Below are 13,329 nucleotides of genomic sequence, written 5' to 3' on the forward strand. Positions count from 1 at the left end.
TTCGGATTGCGCAAAACGTCGATCAATCCGCGCAAACTTGAGCGGGGGTTCTAGCACTTCCACGCGGCGGCGCTTTATTCTTAGGCAAAACAATACAAGGCGGGGATAGCGCAACAGGTCAAGGCACCGGCAATCCCCAAATCTGGGAGACTGTAACCGGCATGAGTAAAGAGCAGCAAGCCCTCGCCCCTGCGGAAATGCTCGATGAGCTGCCTATGCGCCCTCGGCAATGGCTCATTGTGGTCCTTTGCTTGGGCATCCTCGCGCTGGATGGTTATGATGTTTTGTCTATCAGTTTCGCGACGCCTGGAATGACGGCCGAATGGGGGCTGAGCAAGGCTGCGCTTGGCGTCATTCTTCCGCTCGAACTTCTCGGGATTGCGTTCGGCTCCATTGGACTGGGACCGCTGGCAGACAACGATGGACGGCGCCGGATTACATTGGCGTCTTTGGTGGTCGTGACGGTCGGAATGTTGGTTGCAGGGCTGGCCCCCAATGTCTTCATTTTGGGAGCTGCGCGGGTGCTGACCGGCGTCGGCGTCGGCGGGATGCTTGCCACTGCCACAGTGACGGCGTCTGGTTTTTGCAACGCCAAGAACCGCGCGATGGCGGTGGTTTTGGTTGCGGGTGGCTATTCGCTCGGCATTTATCTCGGTGCGACTTTTCTTTCACCTTTGCTGCAAGCGTTTGATTGGCGCATCACCTTTTACCTTGGCGCAGCGATGAGCGCGCTGTTTTTTCCCTTGGTTTATTTCTTTGTCCCCGAGACAGTTTCCTTTCTCAGCGAGCGCCGTCCCGAAGGCGCGCTTCAGGAAGTGCAACGAATTTTTCGCACTCTGGGCCACGAAGAGCCCGCGTCTTTAGGCGAAAAAAGGGCGGTCCATACAGAGGTTATTTCACCTTTGTCGCTGTTTAAGCCTGGTATCGCTTTCGTCTCGACAATCCTCATTCTCGCTTATTTCGGAAACATCGCGACCTACTACTACTTCGTCAAATGGCTTCCCGCTTTGACGACGGAGATTGGCTACACCGAATCCCAATCTGCGGAGATATTGGGGATGATCAGCCTAGGCGGCGTTGTTGGCTCGATTGGCGTGAGCCTGGCCTCGCGGGCAATGTCGATCAAACCGCTGATGATTGTGGTGCTTTTGCTCTCTGGTTTGGGCGTTGCCAGCTTTCCCCTGTTCACGGGGTCGTTTGCCGAAATGAGTGTCGTCGGGTTTGGCACGGGGCTGTGCATCTTCGGAGCCATTTCAGGCTTCTTCGGTCTTTGGGCGATTTCCTTTCCTCCTCGTTTGCTGGGTGCCGGATCGGGATTGGTTCTTGGGATTGGCCGGGGTGGAGCGGTCCTTGGGCCATTCATTCCCGGATTGCTGTTTACTGCAGGGTACTCCTTTCAAACGGTCGCCATCATCATGAGCTTGGGGTCTTTAATTGCGGGTGTAATCGTCATTTTTCTGCCCCGCTGGAGCGAGGTGAAGGAGGATCTGGTCGCGGCCTGAGCGGGTTGCAGATTGATGGGTTATGGTTCTCAAAGCGGTCTTCTTTGATGTCGGCGGGACAGTCTTTGACTGGCGAAGCGCAGCGATTGAGGCTTCTACAAAATTAGTGTCAGGGCACATTTCGGCTGATGAGATTGAGAGCTTTGCCAGTGATTGGCGCCAGTCATTTTTTGCACGAAGAGAAGCCATTGGCCTTGTTGACGTGCATCGCCATCAACCCGACGATCTGCAAGTTCAAGCGCTGAAAGATATTGCCGATCGCTACGCGTTTCTTGATGCCAGGAATGAGACGCTTCTTCGGACCCTGACCCGCACGACATGGCACAATTTGGCTGTGTTCGCAGGTGCAGTCGAAACGGTTGCCCGCATTAGGGCAAAATATCCGGTCATTGCCCTCACCATACTGAGTTTTGAGAATGTCATTTATAGCTCAAGACATCACGGGCTTGATTGGGATGCCATATTGCCTTGCCAGATACTCGGCGCATCAAAACCCGATCTTGCAGCCTACACAAAGGCGTGCAGCTTGATGGGATGCGAGCCAAGTGAGGCGTTGATGGTCGCTTCCCATCCTTCCGATCTGGCTGCCGCCAAAACGGCGAATATGCGGACAGCTTACGTAGTTGCGGCAAGAAAAGACGATATTTTCAAGGTTCCGGACCTCGCGCCGGATGCGTTTGCCTTTGATATTGAGGTTTCTGGTTTTGACGCATTGTGCGAGGCCTTAGATTGCTGACGCTGGTGCAAGAACAGGCGGATGCCGCGGCATAGATGGAAAGAAGATACAATGATTGATCCGACGCTAAGTCATGAGATTGGCCCCGCTCATCCTCCGCTACTCGATTGGAGTATTGGTCAGGCGCTGGATGCTGCGGCAGCGGACTATCCTGAGCGCGATGCGATTGTGTCCATGCATCAAAATTTGCGATTGTCTTATCGTGATCTGAGTGCGCAGGCCAAGAGCGTTGGTACAGGATTGTTGGCGCTTGGCTTGGAGCCGGGCGACCGGGTCGGGATTTGGGCACCAAATTGTGCGGAATGGGCCATTACGCAATATGCGACCGCTTATGCTGGCCTTATCTTGGTGAACATAAATCCTGCCTATCGGACGGAGGAAGTGGGTTACGCGCTTAAGAAGGTCGAATGCAAAGCGCTCGTCTTTTCAAGAACATTCAAAACCTCCAACTATCTTGAGATGATCAGGGAAGTTTCGCCGCATCTGTTTGCGGGCGATCGCAAACACAGCGCCGCGCCCTCTTTGCAGCACGGCATTTTGATTGATGATGGTCAGGCGGCCATTCCTGATCTTCATATGTTTTCAGATCTAGCACGAATGGCCACAACGGAGAGCCGTGCTTGGCTGGACAAGATCGCCCAAGCTCAAGCTCCAGAGGAACCGATAAACATACAGTTTACCAGCGGCACCACTGGAGCCCCAAAAGGCGCCACTCTTACCCATCGGAACATCATCAACAATGGATATATGGTGGGCGAGAAGATTGCTTTGACCAAAGAAGACCGGATTTGTGTGCCGGTCCCTCTCTATCACTGTTTCGGAATGGTTATGGGCAATCTGGCTGCCCTTACACATGGCAGCGCGGTCATCTATCCTGCGGCTTCATTCGAGCCGGCAAGAACGCTGAATGCAGTGCAGGCTGAGGCATGCACTGCTCTTTATGGCGTCCCAACGATGTTTATTGGCATGCTGGCTGACCCAGACTTTGACAGTTTTGACCTGTCGTCGCTTCGCACCGGCATTATGGCTGGATCGCCGTGCCCGTCCGAAACGATGAGGCGGGTTGTGAACGAAATGAACATGTCTGAAGTGACGATTTGTTATGGGATGACGGAAACCAGTCCGGTGAGCGTCCAATCTGGCGCAGATGCGACATTGGAACAGCGTGTCTCAACGGTTGGCACCGTTCACCCACATCTTGAGATTAAGATCGTTGACGAAATGGGAGCTACGCTACCCAGAGGTGAAACCGGGGAGCTTTGCACACGGGGCTATTCCGTGATGCGCGGGTATTGGGGCGATGCCGAAGCCACTGGTGAGGCAATCGATCAAGATGGCTGGATGCATACCGGAGATCTCGGCGTGATGCTTGAGGATGGATATGTGAATATCACCGGCCGCGCCAAAGATGTCGTCATCAGAGGAGGGGAAAACATCTATCCCCGCGAAATTGAAGAATACATCATGAAGCATGAAGCCGTCTCAGACGTGCAAGCGTTCGGTGTCCCAGATGCTAAATTTGGCGAAGTGCTCAGCGCGTGGGTTATCCTAGAAGATGGGGCTGCCCATTCTTTGTCAGACGTTGAAGCCTGGCTCAAAACCCGCATCGCCCACTACAAAATTCCAGCCTATTTTAGGCAGGTGAGCGAGTTTCCTATGACCGTCACGGGCAAGGCGCAAAAGTTTGTTATGCGCGATAGGATGATTGACGAATTGGGCCTTACGGAGGTTAAAACCGCCTAGGGCTGTTACGGGCGGCGTCGCTTCTGGCTAATTGAAGCGTCCTTGGAGCGTATCGCGCAGTCTTTGCTTATAGACTTTACGGTATGAGCGAGAAAAATGGCCATGGCTTGAGATGCCAAAGTTAAACAGCAATTCCGTTATGTTGGTTTCTGGATCAGCCTCAAGCAGCGCAGCGTGAACCGCCGCAATCTTTTCCTTTTTGATATAATCGGATGGGCTTATTCCAATATGCTCTTTGAATGCATATTGCAGAGCCCGCGCAGACAAAGCAGCCTCTTTGGCCAAGGTGTGGACCGAAATCGCTTCGTGCATGTGGCTTTCGATATAGTCTAATGCACGTTGGACTTTGCGCGGCGTGCCGTTGTCCTCCCGCGTGGCCAGTTCTTCCTCATAGTTGTGAGAAAACAGAGCCAACATCAGTGTTGCTGTTGCTTCCAATTGGGTGCCCAGAAACTTCTTATTGTTGATCAGTGCCGGATGAAGCGAAAACACTTCATTGAGATTTCTTAAGTGATCGGCCCAGATGGCCAAACTGGATTGACACGGGACCTGCAACTTAAAGAAAAGGTCATCCGACAAATGGTGACCGATCATAAATTCTAGGTACTTCTCAACAAAGCAGCGGTTTACGGCAAAGACCATCCTTTGCGTTCCGCTCGGCAAGTTGAAAGAGTAGCGTGTGTTGGGCGAGACAATGATGGTCTCGCCTGCCTTGGTCGAGACAGACTGATGGTTGCGATAGACGGATGTTGATCCATGCAGGGTCGATTGCGCAAAATAAAAGTTGCGATTTTCCGTCGCGGTTACATCCAAATGACTACCGTAGCCAATCTTGAGCAACTGAAAATCTCTTCGCATGATACCACGAAATGAGACATCCAATTGATCCAAATCTGCGGTGACTATCATGTCATGCGGGCATATCTTTTCAGCGATTAAATTGCTGGCCTCATCAAGATCTTTGACCCGAAATAGAGGTGTGTCGATTTTTGAACTTGGCAAAGGCACAGCTGCGCGATTGTCAAGAATTGCCACTCCCTGCGTCTGCATCGTTCTTTCCCTCTTCCTGAACTAGGAAACTACCTGTTCGTTCGAAATTTGCAAATCTCGTTCAGCATGAAGGTTTTGGTCAAAAATTCCGAATCTGCGGGGGTTTTGCCTTGTGACCCTCGTAAAAAACCAAAAGTGGCGCGTTTACGAAAGAACGGCATTGGCCGCATTTGCGCCTCTGGAACGAAATAATGCGCAATCGGAAGGCGCCGTGCCGATTGTGAATATGGAAATTCGCAATCGGAATAGCGGGTGTGGTCACCGCTTTGTATCTCTACCATCAAAAAATAGGGAGAGAAATAATGACAATTTCGAAACTCAAGCTGGCAAGTTGTTTGCCGGTCCTTGCTCTAGCAATTTCCAGCCCAGCGTTCGCACAAGACAGTGATGCGGCTGAAAACGCTGACGATCCAGAAAACGGCAACGTTATTATTGTCACCGGGTCAAATATCCGGCGCACAAACGATATCGCTTCTCCGGTTGCAGTGCTGGACAACGAGGCATTTGCTGCCGTTGGTGCGATTGACGCACGCGATCTGATTGAAACACTCCCGATCAACACGGGTTCTCAAAACAACTCAGACATTTTTACCGCCGGGTACACCACCGGTACCAGTAACATAAACTTACGCGGTCTGGGCGTGGCATCGACCTTGGTTCTGTTGAATGGTCGGCGTTTGCCGGTTTCTAGTGTTCCGACCACCGATGGGGTATCCTTTGTCGACACCAGCAGCATTGTGCCGAACATTGCGATCGAACGGCTCGATATTCTTAAGGATGGCGCGTCTGCGATTTACGGTTCCGAAGCTGTGGCTGGCGTGGCGAACTTCATCACGCGCGACCGCTTTGAAGGCTTAGAGATCACGGCCGACTACCAAGCGCGGGTCTCGGACGGGGATCAAGAGGACCTGAAGTTTGAGGCGCTTGCAGGCGTGTCGGGAGACTGGGGCAATCTGATCGCGGCGGTGTCTTACTTTGATCGGACGCCGCTTTACGGGGACGAGCCTGATTGGTTGTTCGCGGCGGAAGGCACAACCAATACTTCGGGCGTGGGAAGCCCCGGGACGTTCCTGGGTGTATCACCTGCTGCCGCGGCGGCGGCTGGTGCAGCTCAGTTTGGTCCCTTCACGCCGGACCCGCAATGTGAAGAGCTGGGTGGAATTTTGCGGAGCGTCTGCCGGTTTGATTTCCACTCTCAGCAGACGGTCGTTCCAAAAGAAGAGCGGCTTCAGGCTTTTGCAAAATACACTAATGATTTTAGCGACAGTCTAAGCGGCTATTTGGAGTTTTCATTCGCCCGCAATCGGGCCTTCAGAAACACATCGCCGAGCTACCCTTTCATTCTCGACAATGCGCTTGTCCCCGCCGACGCACCGTTCAATATCTTTGGCGAAGAAGTGCGTTACTTTGGGCGTCCGCTGGGTAGTGGTCAGCCCCCAGTACAAAACAGGTTCCAAAACGACACGTTCCGCATCGGAGCTGGCCTGAGTGGTCAACTTTCTGATGACGTGACCTGGGACTTTGCGTTTACGCACGGAATTAGCGATGGCCTCGTTGCGCAAGCCGATACAATTTCATCGCATTTCATTGAGGCGGTCCAAGGATTTGGCGGTGTTGAATGTCCAGTTCGCAGCCGTCCAGAGGCAGATTTGGCGGGAATCACACCCGGCGACAATTCAGTCGGATGCTTTTACTGGAACCCGTTTGGAAGCGCGCTCGATGGAAGTGGTTTGCAGAATGGCGAGGAGGTACGCGACTATGTGTTCGGTGAACAAGTGCTCGATGCGAGGTCGAAAGTGTCGGTCGCAGACCTCGTTATATCCGGCGATACGGGCATAGAGCTTGGCGGCGGATCGGTAGGTTTCGCGATTGGCGGACAATTCCGCCGGGAAAGCCTCGTCCATAGTTACGACACTATCTCTGCGCAAAACGGCTTCTCATTCCTCGTTGGCAATCCTGGCTTCAGGGGCGAGCGAGATGCATGGGCGATCTTTGCTGAGGTTGCTGTGCCAATTTCGAGTTCGTTAGAGGTGCAAGCAGCGGCGCGATACGAAACGATTGAAGATCTGGACACCTTTGATCCAAAGATTGGCGTACTCTGGAGTGTTACTGATGGCGTAGACTTGCGGGCATCATATTCAACATCATTCCGCGCACCGTCGACCTTCCAGTTCTTTGGCACGCAGACCATTTTTGATCAGGTCACCTTCAATGGCTCGACAAACTTCATCTCCGTGCGGTCTGTCGGCGGTGACACGCTTGTTCCAGAAACCTCGACAGCCTTTAATGTTGGTGGAACGTTTGAACTGGGTGGTTTGAACGTAGAGCTGGACCTCACGAACTTTGATTTCCAGAATGTCCTTACGCAGGAAAATCCGCAGGCTATCATTGATCGTTCGGCGGACCCAGCCAATGACCCGCAGATCGTCCTGACTTCAGGCGGGACGGTCGGTCAGGTCTTGGCGGACTTTGTAAATGCGAGCTCCATCAAAACGACCGTTGTTGATCTTTCGGTTAACTGGCCAATTGATCTTGGGGGTGCTGAGATAACGCCGTTTTTCACCGGTACCTACGTGATGCAATATGATCTGGTTGACCAGTTCGGACTTGAGATTGATGGCGTCGGAAGTCGAAACTTTCGCAATTTCGGTGATCCATCGCCAGAATTTCGGTTCAATACTGGTGCGAGTTTGAATGCTGGCGACCATAGAGCCAGCGTGACGATGCGCTATATCGATGGGCTTGTGAATGATGAGCGCGGCGATGAACCGGTCAGCTCTATGGTGACCTTCGATGCGCAATACAGCTACACTTTTTCAAAGGGTGTGTTGGGAGCTAAGCGAGACCGTCCTGACCCTTGGCGTGATAAACGCCTTGGATCGCGATCCTCCGTTTGTCTTCACCAACGGTAACTTTGAGTCCCGAGCGTATGATCCACGGGGACGCAGAGTTTACGCTCGCCTCAAATTCAATTTCTGAAGCGTTTGAACACGAAGGGGGCCGCTGAGCTGGCTCGCAAGCTCGGCCGCCATGCTACGGCAAGGACATACTATGAATAAGGCAGCTTTTTCGCTGGAAAAGCCAAAGAAGTTCAATTTCGTGCGTGACGTTCTGGACAAGCAAGCGCAAACAAATCCTGATCTGACAGCGCTTTACTGGATTGGCGAAAATGCGCAGGTTGAAACTTTCAGTTTCTCCCAAATGTCTGAACGATCACTAAGGGCAGGACGTGTGCTCAAAGAGGCCGGGCTTGAGCGCGGCGATCTCATCATTCTTGTTGTAGGCAAAATTCCGGCCTGGTGGGATCTTGTCTCAGCCTGCATCCGGCTGGGACTTGTTATCTCACCAGCGCCTACGTCGATAACTGCAAAAGACTTGGATTATCGCATCAAAGTGTCCGGCGCGGCCGCCTTGGTAGTTCAGGATAAGTATATTTCCCGATTTGAGGACTCGCAGGAGACAGCGGGCCTGGCGAGCAAGTTCTCGGTCGGATCAGCGAGCGTCGAAGGGTGGGTCCCATACAGCGCACAATTTGAAAGCGCTCCAGCGTCATGTCCAACGGCGGACACCGACTCAGATGAAGATTCGCTGTGTTACTTTACGTCGGGAACAACTGGTTACCCCAAGATGGCGGTGCACACCCATGCTTCATACGGTTTGGCGCATGAAACCACCGGCAAATATTGGCTCCAGCTTTCCGAAGGCGACTTAAACTGGAGCATGGCAGACACCGGATGGGCGAAAGCGGCGTGGGGGTGTTATTATGCGCCTTGGCGCCAAGGCGCAGGAATCTTTATAGCGGAAGCAGAGCGTTTCGATGCTGAAGAGGTAATCGCGCTTTTGTCTGATCACCCGATCAGCACCTTTTGCGCACCGCCCACGATATATCGCCTTCTGATCCAAGAGGAGTTTGATGGCTCCAAGTTTGCAAATCTGAGGCATTGCGTGAGTGCGGGTGAACCCCTCAATCCTGAAGCTTTAAGCAAGTGGTTCGATCTGACCGGACACCTCATATACGAGGGATATGGCCAGACAGAAACCGTGATCTTATGCGGCGCGTTACCAGGTATGGAGGTGAAATCCGGCTCAATGGGTAAGCCCATGCCAGGCATTGAGCTGGAAATTATAGACAACGACGGCAATGTGGTTGCGGACGGAACCGAGGGCGATCTCGCTGTCAAAATTGCCCCGAACCGGCCACTGGGCCTGTTCAAGGCTTACAAAAACGACCCCGAAAAGACCAAAGAATCCTATCTTGTCCACTGGTATCTCACCGGTGATCGGGGATTTAAGGACGATGACGGGTACTTCTGGTTTCTGTCACGGTCGGATGATGTCATTATCTCTGCCTAGCTACCGAATAGGCCCGTTTGAAGTGGAAAGCGCGCTGCAAGAGCATCCCAAGGTTTTGGAAAATGCGGTGGTTGCCAGCCCTGATGAAACACGCGGCGATGTCGTAAAGGCGTTCGTCGTGTTGGTCCCGGGCACCGAACCTTCGGACGAGCTGAAACTGGACATACAGAACCACGTCAAACACGTGACGGCTCCTTATAAATATCCGCGCAAAGTCGAATTTGTTGAGGCATTGCCGAAGACAATCAGCGGTAAGACCCGGCGTGTCGAATTGCGCGAACGGGAGATGACAATTGGCCAATCTGCGTGATTGTTCGCCTCTCCAATTCGTTGCTTCCAAAACTGAGTGATATTTCTCAATGACCGCGCAATTCGACCTTACTCTAGATCAGCTTGCCATTCAGGAACTGGCTCGATCATTCACTGCTGACAAAATCACGCCGCATGCTGGTGAATGGGACGAAAAACATATCTTTCCGCTTGAGACGATCAAGCAAGCCGACGAATTGGGCTTTGGCGCCATTTATGTTGCCGAGAAAAGCGGAGGGATTGGTTTGGGGCGGCTGGAAGCTGCATTGATCATGGAGGCGATGGCTTATGGTTGTCCCTCGACAAGCGCCTTTATCTCAATCCACAACATGGCCGCATGGATGATCGATTGTTTCGGTTCGCAAACCGTCAAGGACAAATATTTGCCTGATCTGGTCAGCATGAACACAATCGCGAGTTACTGTTTAACCGAACCGTCTTCAGGCTCCGATGCGGCAGCGCTTAAAACAACTGCGACCAAAGACGGCGATCACTTTATTTTGAACGGGTCAAAGCAGTTCATCTCAGGCGCGGGATCGAACGACATCTATGTCGCCATGGTGCGCACGGGGGAGGATGGCCCCAAAGGCATCACTTGCATGGTCATCGAAAAAGATATGCCGGGTGTCTCCTTCGGAGCGAATGAGAAGAAACTGGGCTGGCATTCACAGCCTACTGCGCAGCTCATATTGGAAGATGTGCGCGTTCCTGCTGAAAGCATCGTGGGTAGTGAAGGCGATGGGTTTCGCATCGCCATGCAGGGTCTTGACGGTGGGCGCCTGAATATCGGAGCGTGCTCGCTCGGCGGTGCGCAGCGCTGCCTTGATGAGGCCGTCACCTACACCAAAGAGCGCATCCAGTTTGGTCAGCCGATCGCGGATTTTCAGAACACGCAGTTTATGCTTGCTGATATGGCAACCGATCTGGAGGCGGCGCGCGCTTTGGTCTATCTCGCCGCTGCTAAGGTGACCGCGCATGCGCCGGATAAGACGCGATTTTCGGCAATGGCGAAACGGCTGGCGACAGACAACGGCTCAAGCGTGGTTGACCGAGCCTTGCAGCTCCATGGCGGCTATGGCTATTTGCAGGACTATCCGATTGAACGGTTTTGGCGCGACTTGCGGGTTCATTCTATCCTGGAAGGGACGAACCAAGTGATGCGCATAGTTGTTGGACGGGATCTGCTGAGGCAGTAAAATTCCGCCTTTCCCGCTAATTGGCGAGCTGTTCGCGATGGCGCAGTTCTTCGAGTTCTTTAGCCCAAGTCATTTTTGTTTTCCGCACGCCATCCGGCGCGCGATATCCTCGCTCATGCGATAAAAAGTGTCCGTCGTCAGAACATTTGGCACAAGTCACAGCTTAGATTAGCGGAGCGTCTGCCTCGTCTTGTTGGTTGATATTAGGCGGCCAGCTTGCGGTGTTGCAAGCGCCGATGTTGGATAGTCTTTCTTTTGGTCCTTTCTCGCTGCTTGATGATGGCCTCCACTCTACCGAAGTAGGCATCGGCAGGCGTAACGTTGTCCAAGCTCTCGTGATAACGCTGGTGGTTGTAATGCTCGACCAACGCGTCGATCTGGTTTTCTAGATCGCCAGGCAGGAAGTAGTTTTCTAGCAGGATGCGGTTCTTCAAGGTTTGGTGCCAGCGCTCGATCTTACCCTGCGTCTGAGGATGGAAGGGCGCACCACGAACGTGGCTCATGTCATTCGTCTTGATGTAATCGGCTAACTCTTCGGCGATGTAGCTGGGACCATTATCGCTCAGCAGTCTCGGTCTGTGCTTGATGCTGGCAGATGCGCAACCAGAGGCTTCTAGCGCCATATCCAGCGTCTCGGTCACATCCTCAGCCCGCATCGTGCTGCACAGCTTCCATGCGATGATGTAGCGCGAGTAGTCATCGAGCACGGTCGATAGATAGACCCATCCCCAACCGATAATCTTGAAGTAGGTAAAGTCTGTCTGCCACATCTCGTTCACGCGAGTGGTTGGAGTGTGGAACCGGTCAGCAGCCTTGATCACAGTATAGGCTGGACTGGTGATGAGATCATGAGCCTTCAGCAGGCGGTAGACGCTCGCTTCAGACACGAAGTAGCGCTTCTCATCGGTAAACCGCACAGCCAGCTCGCGCGGGCTGAGCTCAGAGTGCTCCAGCGCCAGCTCGATGATCTGGTGATGGATATGCGAAGGGATGCGGTTCCACACCCGGCTTGGGGCTGACGGTCTATCTGCAAGCGCTTCAGGCCCGCCTTCCAGATAACGGTCATACCAGCGGTAGAACGTCCGGCGCGCCACACCCAACCGATCCAACGTCTGCTTGGCTGGCTGATGAGCTTGTTCGACGAGCCTGATGATCTCCAACTTCTCAGATGCAGGATACCTCATTCTTCGTCTCCCCCATCCGCGATCATGCTTTTTTTGAGCAGACGGTTCTCAAGCGTGAGATCGGCAACGCATTCCTTCAGATCACGGGCCTCATGCCGCAGATCCTTCACCTCGTCTGTGGTTGCAGATCGCGCCGTATCCCCAGCAAGCCTGCGCTTGCCTGCTTCCATAAACTCCTTTGACCAGGTGTAATATAGGCTCTGCGCAATGCCTTCCTTGCGGCACAGCTCAGCGATGCTGTCATCGCCGCGCAGACCCTCCAGCACGATCCGGATCTTCTCCTCGGCAGAGAACTGCCGCCGTGTCTTCCTGCGGATGTCTTTTACTACCCGCTCAGCACTCGCCTTAGAATTTGAATGTTTGTTTCTCATCTTCGTTCCTTCGTCACTGCGACGAGAAACAAACACTCCTTAAACCTCAACCCCTAATCTGTGCCATAGGTGCTGAAGGGGAACACTCGATCAACTCTCTTCGAGTGAAAATCAGATCAGTGAAATGCACATGGAATTCTTGTTCCCCCCACCATTCATCGAATGGGCAAAGATTCTCTTCTCTCCAAGCTTTCTCAGGCCAAGTTGTAGTCGGCCATGCACCTTTGGCAGTGTTCAAAACGAGCCCATGTCTTGGGTGTCGCGAATCCAGGAATAAGTGCCTGTCGAGCAGATTGAGCTGACCCAACAGGGACTTCGCACTGCCTCCTTTGTCGTACAAAAGGGTATACAGAACTGCCGCCGCGCTAATCGCCTCAAAATGATTGCCTTCGTAATAGGACTCACACCGTGCAATCAGCATGGCTATTTGTTCTTCGTAGCGTTTGTTCAGTTCGTTCGCTTCGCGGTCAATTCTTGGATCACCTGTCATCCCAGCAACAATGAGTGTCCGAGAGTAATCAGTCCAACAATTTTTAGATTGACTAAGAAGGATCCGGTCTTCGAGCAATCGCGCAGAGGGAAACCCGTGTGTGCCTACCATGACGATCAATGACCGCTTTTCGGAACGTATCGCATGATCTGGAACGTCAAGTTCTGGGGCGCATTGCAGTCATTCCGGGATGGAATGAGTTGCCCCCATGAGTGTCACGATCTCAACCACCGCTTCTTCGAGTTCCGGCACTTTTGCGGCATCAAGCCCACCCTTCGTGCCGCCAAGCTTGAGAGCAGTTACGGCGGCATCCTCCATGATCATGCCGATCTTGGTGTAGTCGGGTCCAATTGGCGGTGAATTGTGTGTGGCCATAACGCCACGAAGCCATGGCG

10 protein-coding genes are annotated in these 13,329 nt (G+C 53.0%); 7 read left to right on the forward strand and 3 right to left on the reverse strand.

Going from position 1 to position 13,329, the window contains the following annotated elements; genetic code table 11:
• Positions 1-197: 197 nt before the first annotated feature.
• The 3 genes from AC0V6U_RS08720 to AC0V6U_RS08730 are packed head-to-tail and all read left to right on the forward strand — an operon-like array spanning position 198 to position 3,981.
• Entirely contained in the window at positions 198-1,502 is a 1,305-nt protein-coding gene (locus AC0V6U_RS08720) for an MFS transporter (RefSeq protein WP_486169432.1), read from the forward strand.
• A 22-nt stretch (positions 1,503-1,524) separates the two neighbouring features.
• The gene (locus tag AC0V6U_RS08725; RefSeq protein ID WP_472642783.1) at positions 1,525-2,238 is read left to right on the forward strand and encodes an HAD family hydrolase; all 714 of its coding nucleotides are present in this window, start codon (positions 1,525-1,527) and stop codon (positions 2,236-2,238) included.
• A gap of 51 nt (positions 2,239-2,289) precedes the next feature.
• Positions 2,290-3,981, forward strand: coding sequence for an AMP-binding protein (locus AC0V6U_RS08730; protein WP_472642784.1), 1,692 nt, complete (start codon positions 2,290-2,292; stop codon positions 3,979-3,981).
• 27 nt (positions 3,982-4,008) lie between these two features.
• Here AC0V6U_RS08730 and AC0V6U_RS08735 read toward each other — a convergent pair whose 3' ends face one another.
• The gene (locus AC0V6U_RS08735) at positions 4,009-5,031 is read right to left on the reverse strand and encodes an AraC family transcriptional regulator (protein ID WP_472642785.1); all 1,023 of its coding nucleotides are present in this window, start codon (positions 5,029-5,031) and stop codon (positions 4,009-4,011) included.
• A gap of 302 nt (positions 5,032-5,333) precedes the next feature.
• Here AC0V6U_RS08735 and AC0V6U_RS08740 point away from each other — a divergent pair, with 302 nt between their 5' ends.
• From AC0V6U_RS08740 to AC0V6U_RS08755, 4 genes are all read left to right on the forward strand, one after another.
• Positions 5,334-7,943, forward strand: coding sequence for a TonB-dependent receptor plug domain-containing protein (locus AC0V6U_RS08740; protein ID WP_486169433.1), 2,610 nt, complete (start codon positions 5,334-5,336; stop codon positions 7,941-7,943).
• Between the two features lie 118 nt (positions 7,944-8,061).
• A complete protein-coding gene (locus AC0V6U_RS08745) occupies positions 8,062-9,384 on the forward strand; it encodes an AMP-binding protein (RefSeq protein WP_486169434.1) in 1,323 nt (440 codons plus the stop codon).
• A gap of 22 nt (positions 9,385-9,406) precedes the next feature.
• Positions 9,407-9,694, forward strand: coding sequence for an AMP-binding enzyme (locus AC0V6U_RS08750; RefSeq protein ID WP_472642788.1), 288 nt, complete (start codon positions 9,407-9,409; stop codon positions 9,692-9,694).
• A 49-nt stretch (positions 9,695-9,743) separates the two neighbouring features.
• Positions 9,744-10,889 (forward strand): acyl-CoA dehydrogenase family protein, encoded by a 1,146-nt coding sequence (locus AC0V6U_RS08755; RefSeq protein WP_472642789.1) that lies wholly within the window; start codon positions 9,744-9,746, stop codon positions 10,887-10,889.
• Positions 10,890-11,092: 203 nt separating this feature from the next.
• On the opposite strand, the gene AC0V6U_RS08760 is transcribed toward AC0V6U_RS08755, so the two are convergent.
• Both AC0V6U_RS08760 and AC0V6U_RS08765 read right to left on the reverse strand, forming a co-directional pair.
• Positions 11,093-12,444, reverse strand: a protein-coding gene (locus AC0V6U_RS08760) for an IS3 family transposase (protein ID WP_472642790.1) whose coding sequence is annotated in 2 segments (ribosomal slippage) — positions 11,093-12,108 and positions 12,108-12,444 — 1,353 coding nt in all. Because the reading frame shifts where the segments join, the coding sequence is not laid out codon by codon here.
• Positions 12,445-13,114: 670 nt separating this feature from the next.
• Positions 13,115-13,309 carry a hypothetical protein gene (locus tag AC0V6U_RS08765; RefSeq protein WP_472642792.1) on the reverse strand — a complete coding sequence of 65 codons (195 nt, stop codon included), beginning with the start codon at positions 13,307-13,309 and terminating at the stop codon, positions 13,115-13,117.
• Positions 13,310-13,329 lie beyond the last annotated feature (20 nt).

This window comes from Erythrobacter sp. W36, from assembly GCF_057364935.1.

Excerpts from the sequence above, each read along its gene's own strand:
- AC0V6U_RS08740 (WP_486169433.1), top strand. The coding sequence starts at position 5,334 with ATGACAATTTCGAAACTCAAGCTGGCAAGTTGTTTGCCGGTCCTTGCT.
- AC0V6U_RS08735 (WP_472642785.1), bottom strand. The coding sequence starts at position 5,031 with ATGCAGACGCAGGGAGTGGCAATTCTTGACAATCGCGCAGCTGTGCCT.
- AC0V6U_RS08765 (WP_472642792.1), bottom strand. The coding sequence starts at position 13,309 with ATGGCCACACACAATTCACCGCCAATTGGACCCGACTACACCAAGATC.
- AC0V6U_RS08725 (WP_472642783.1), top strand. The coding sequence starts at position 1,525 with ATGGTTCTCAAAGCGGTCTTCTTTGATGTCGGCGGGACAGTCTTTGAC.
- AC0V6U_RS08755 (WP_472642789.1), top strand. The coding sequence starts at position 9,744 with ATGACCGCGCAATTCGACCTTACTCTAGATCAGCTTGCCATTCAGGAA.
- AC0V6U_RS08730 (WP_472642784.1), top strand. The coding sequence starts at position 2,290 with ATGATTGATCCGACGCTAAGTCATGAGATTGGCCCCGCTCATCCTCCG.
- AC0V6U_RS08720 (WP_486169432.1), top strand. The coding sequence starts at position 198 with ATGCTCGATGAGCTGCCTATGCGCCCTCGGCAATGGCTCATTGTGGTC.
- AC0V6U_RS08745 (WP_486169434.1), top strand. The coding sequence starts at position 8,062 with ATGCTACGGCAAGGACATACTATGAATAAGGCAGCTTTTTCGCTGGAA.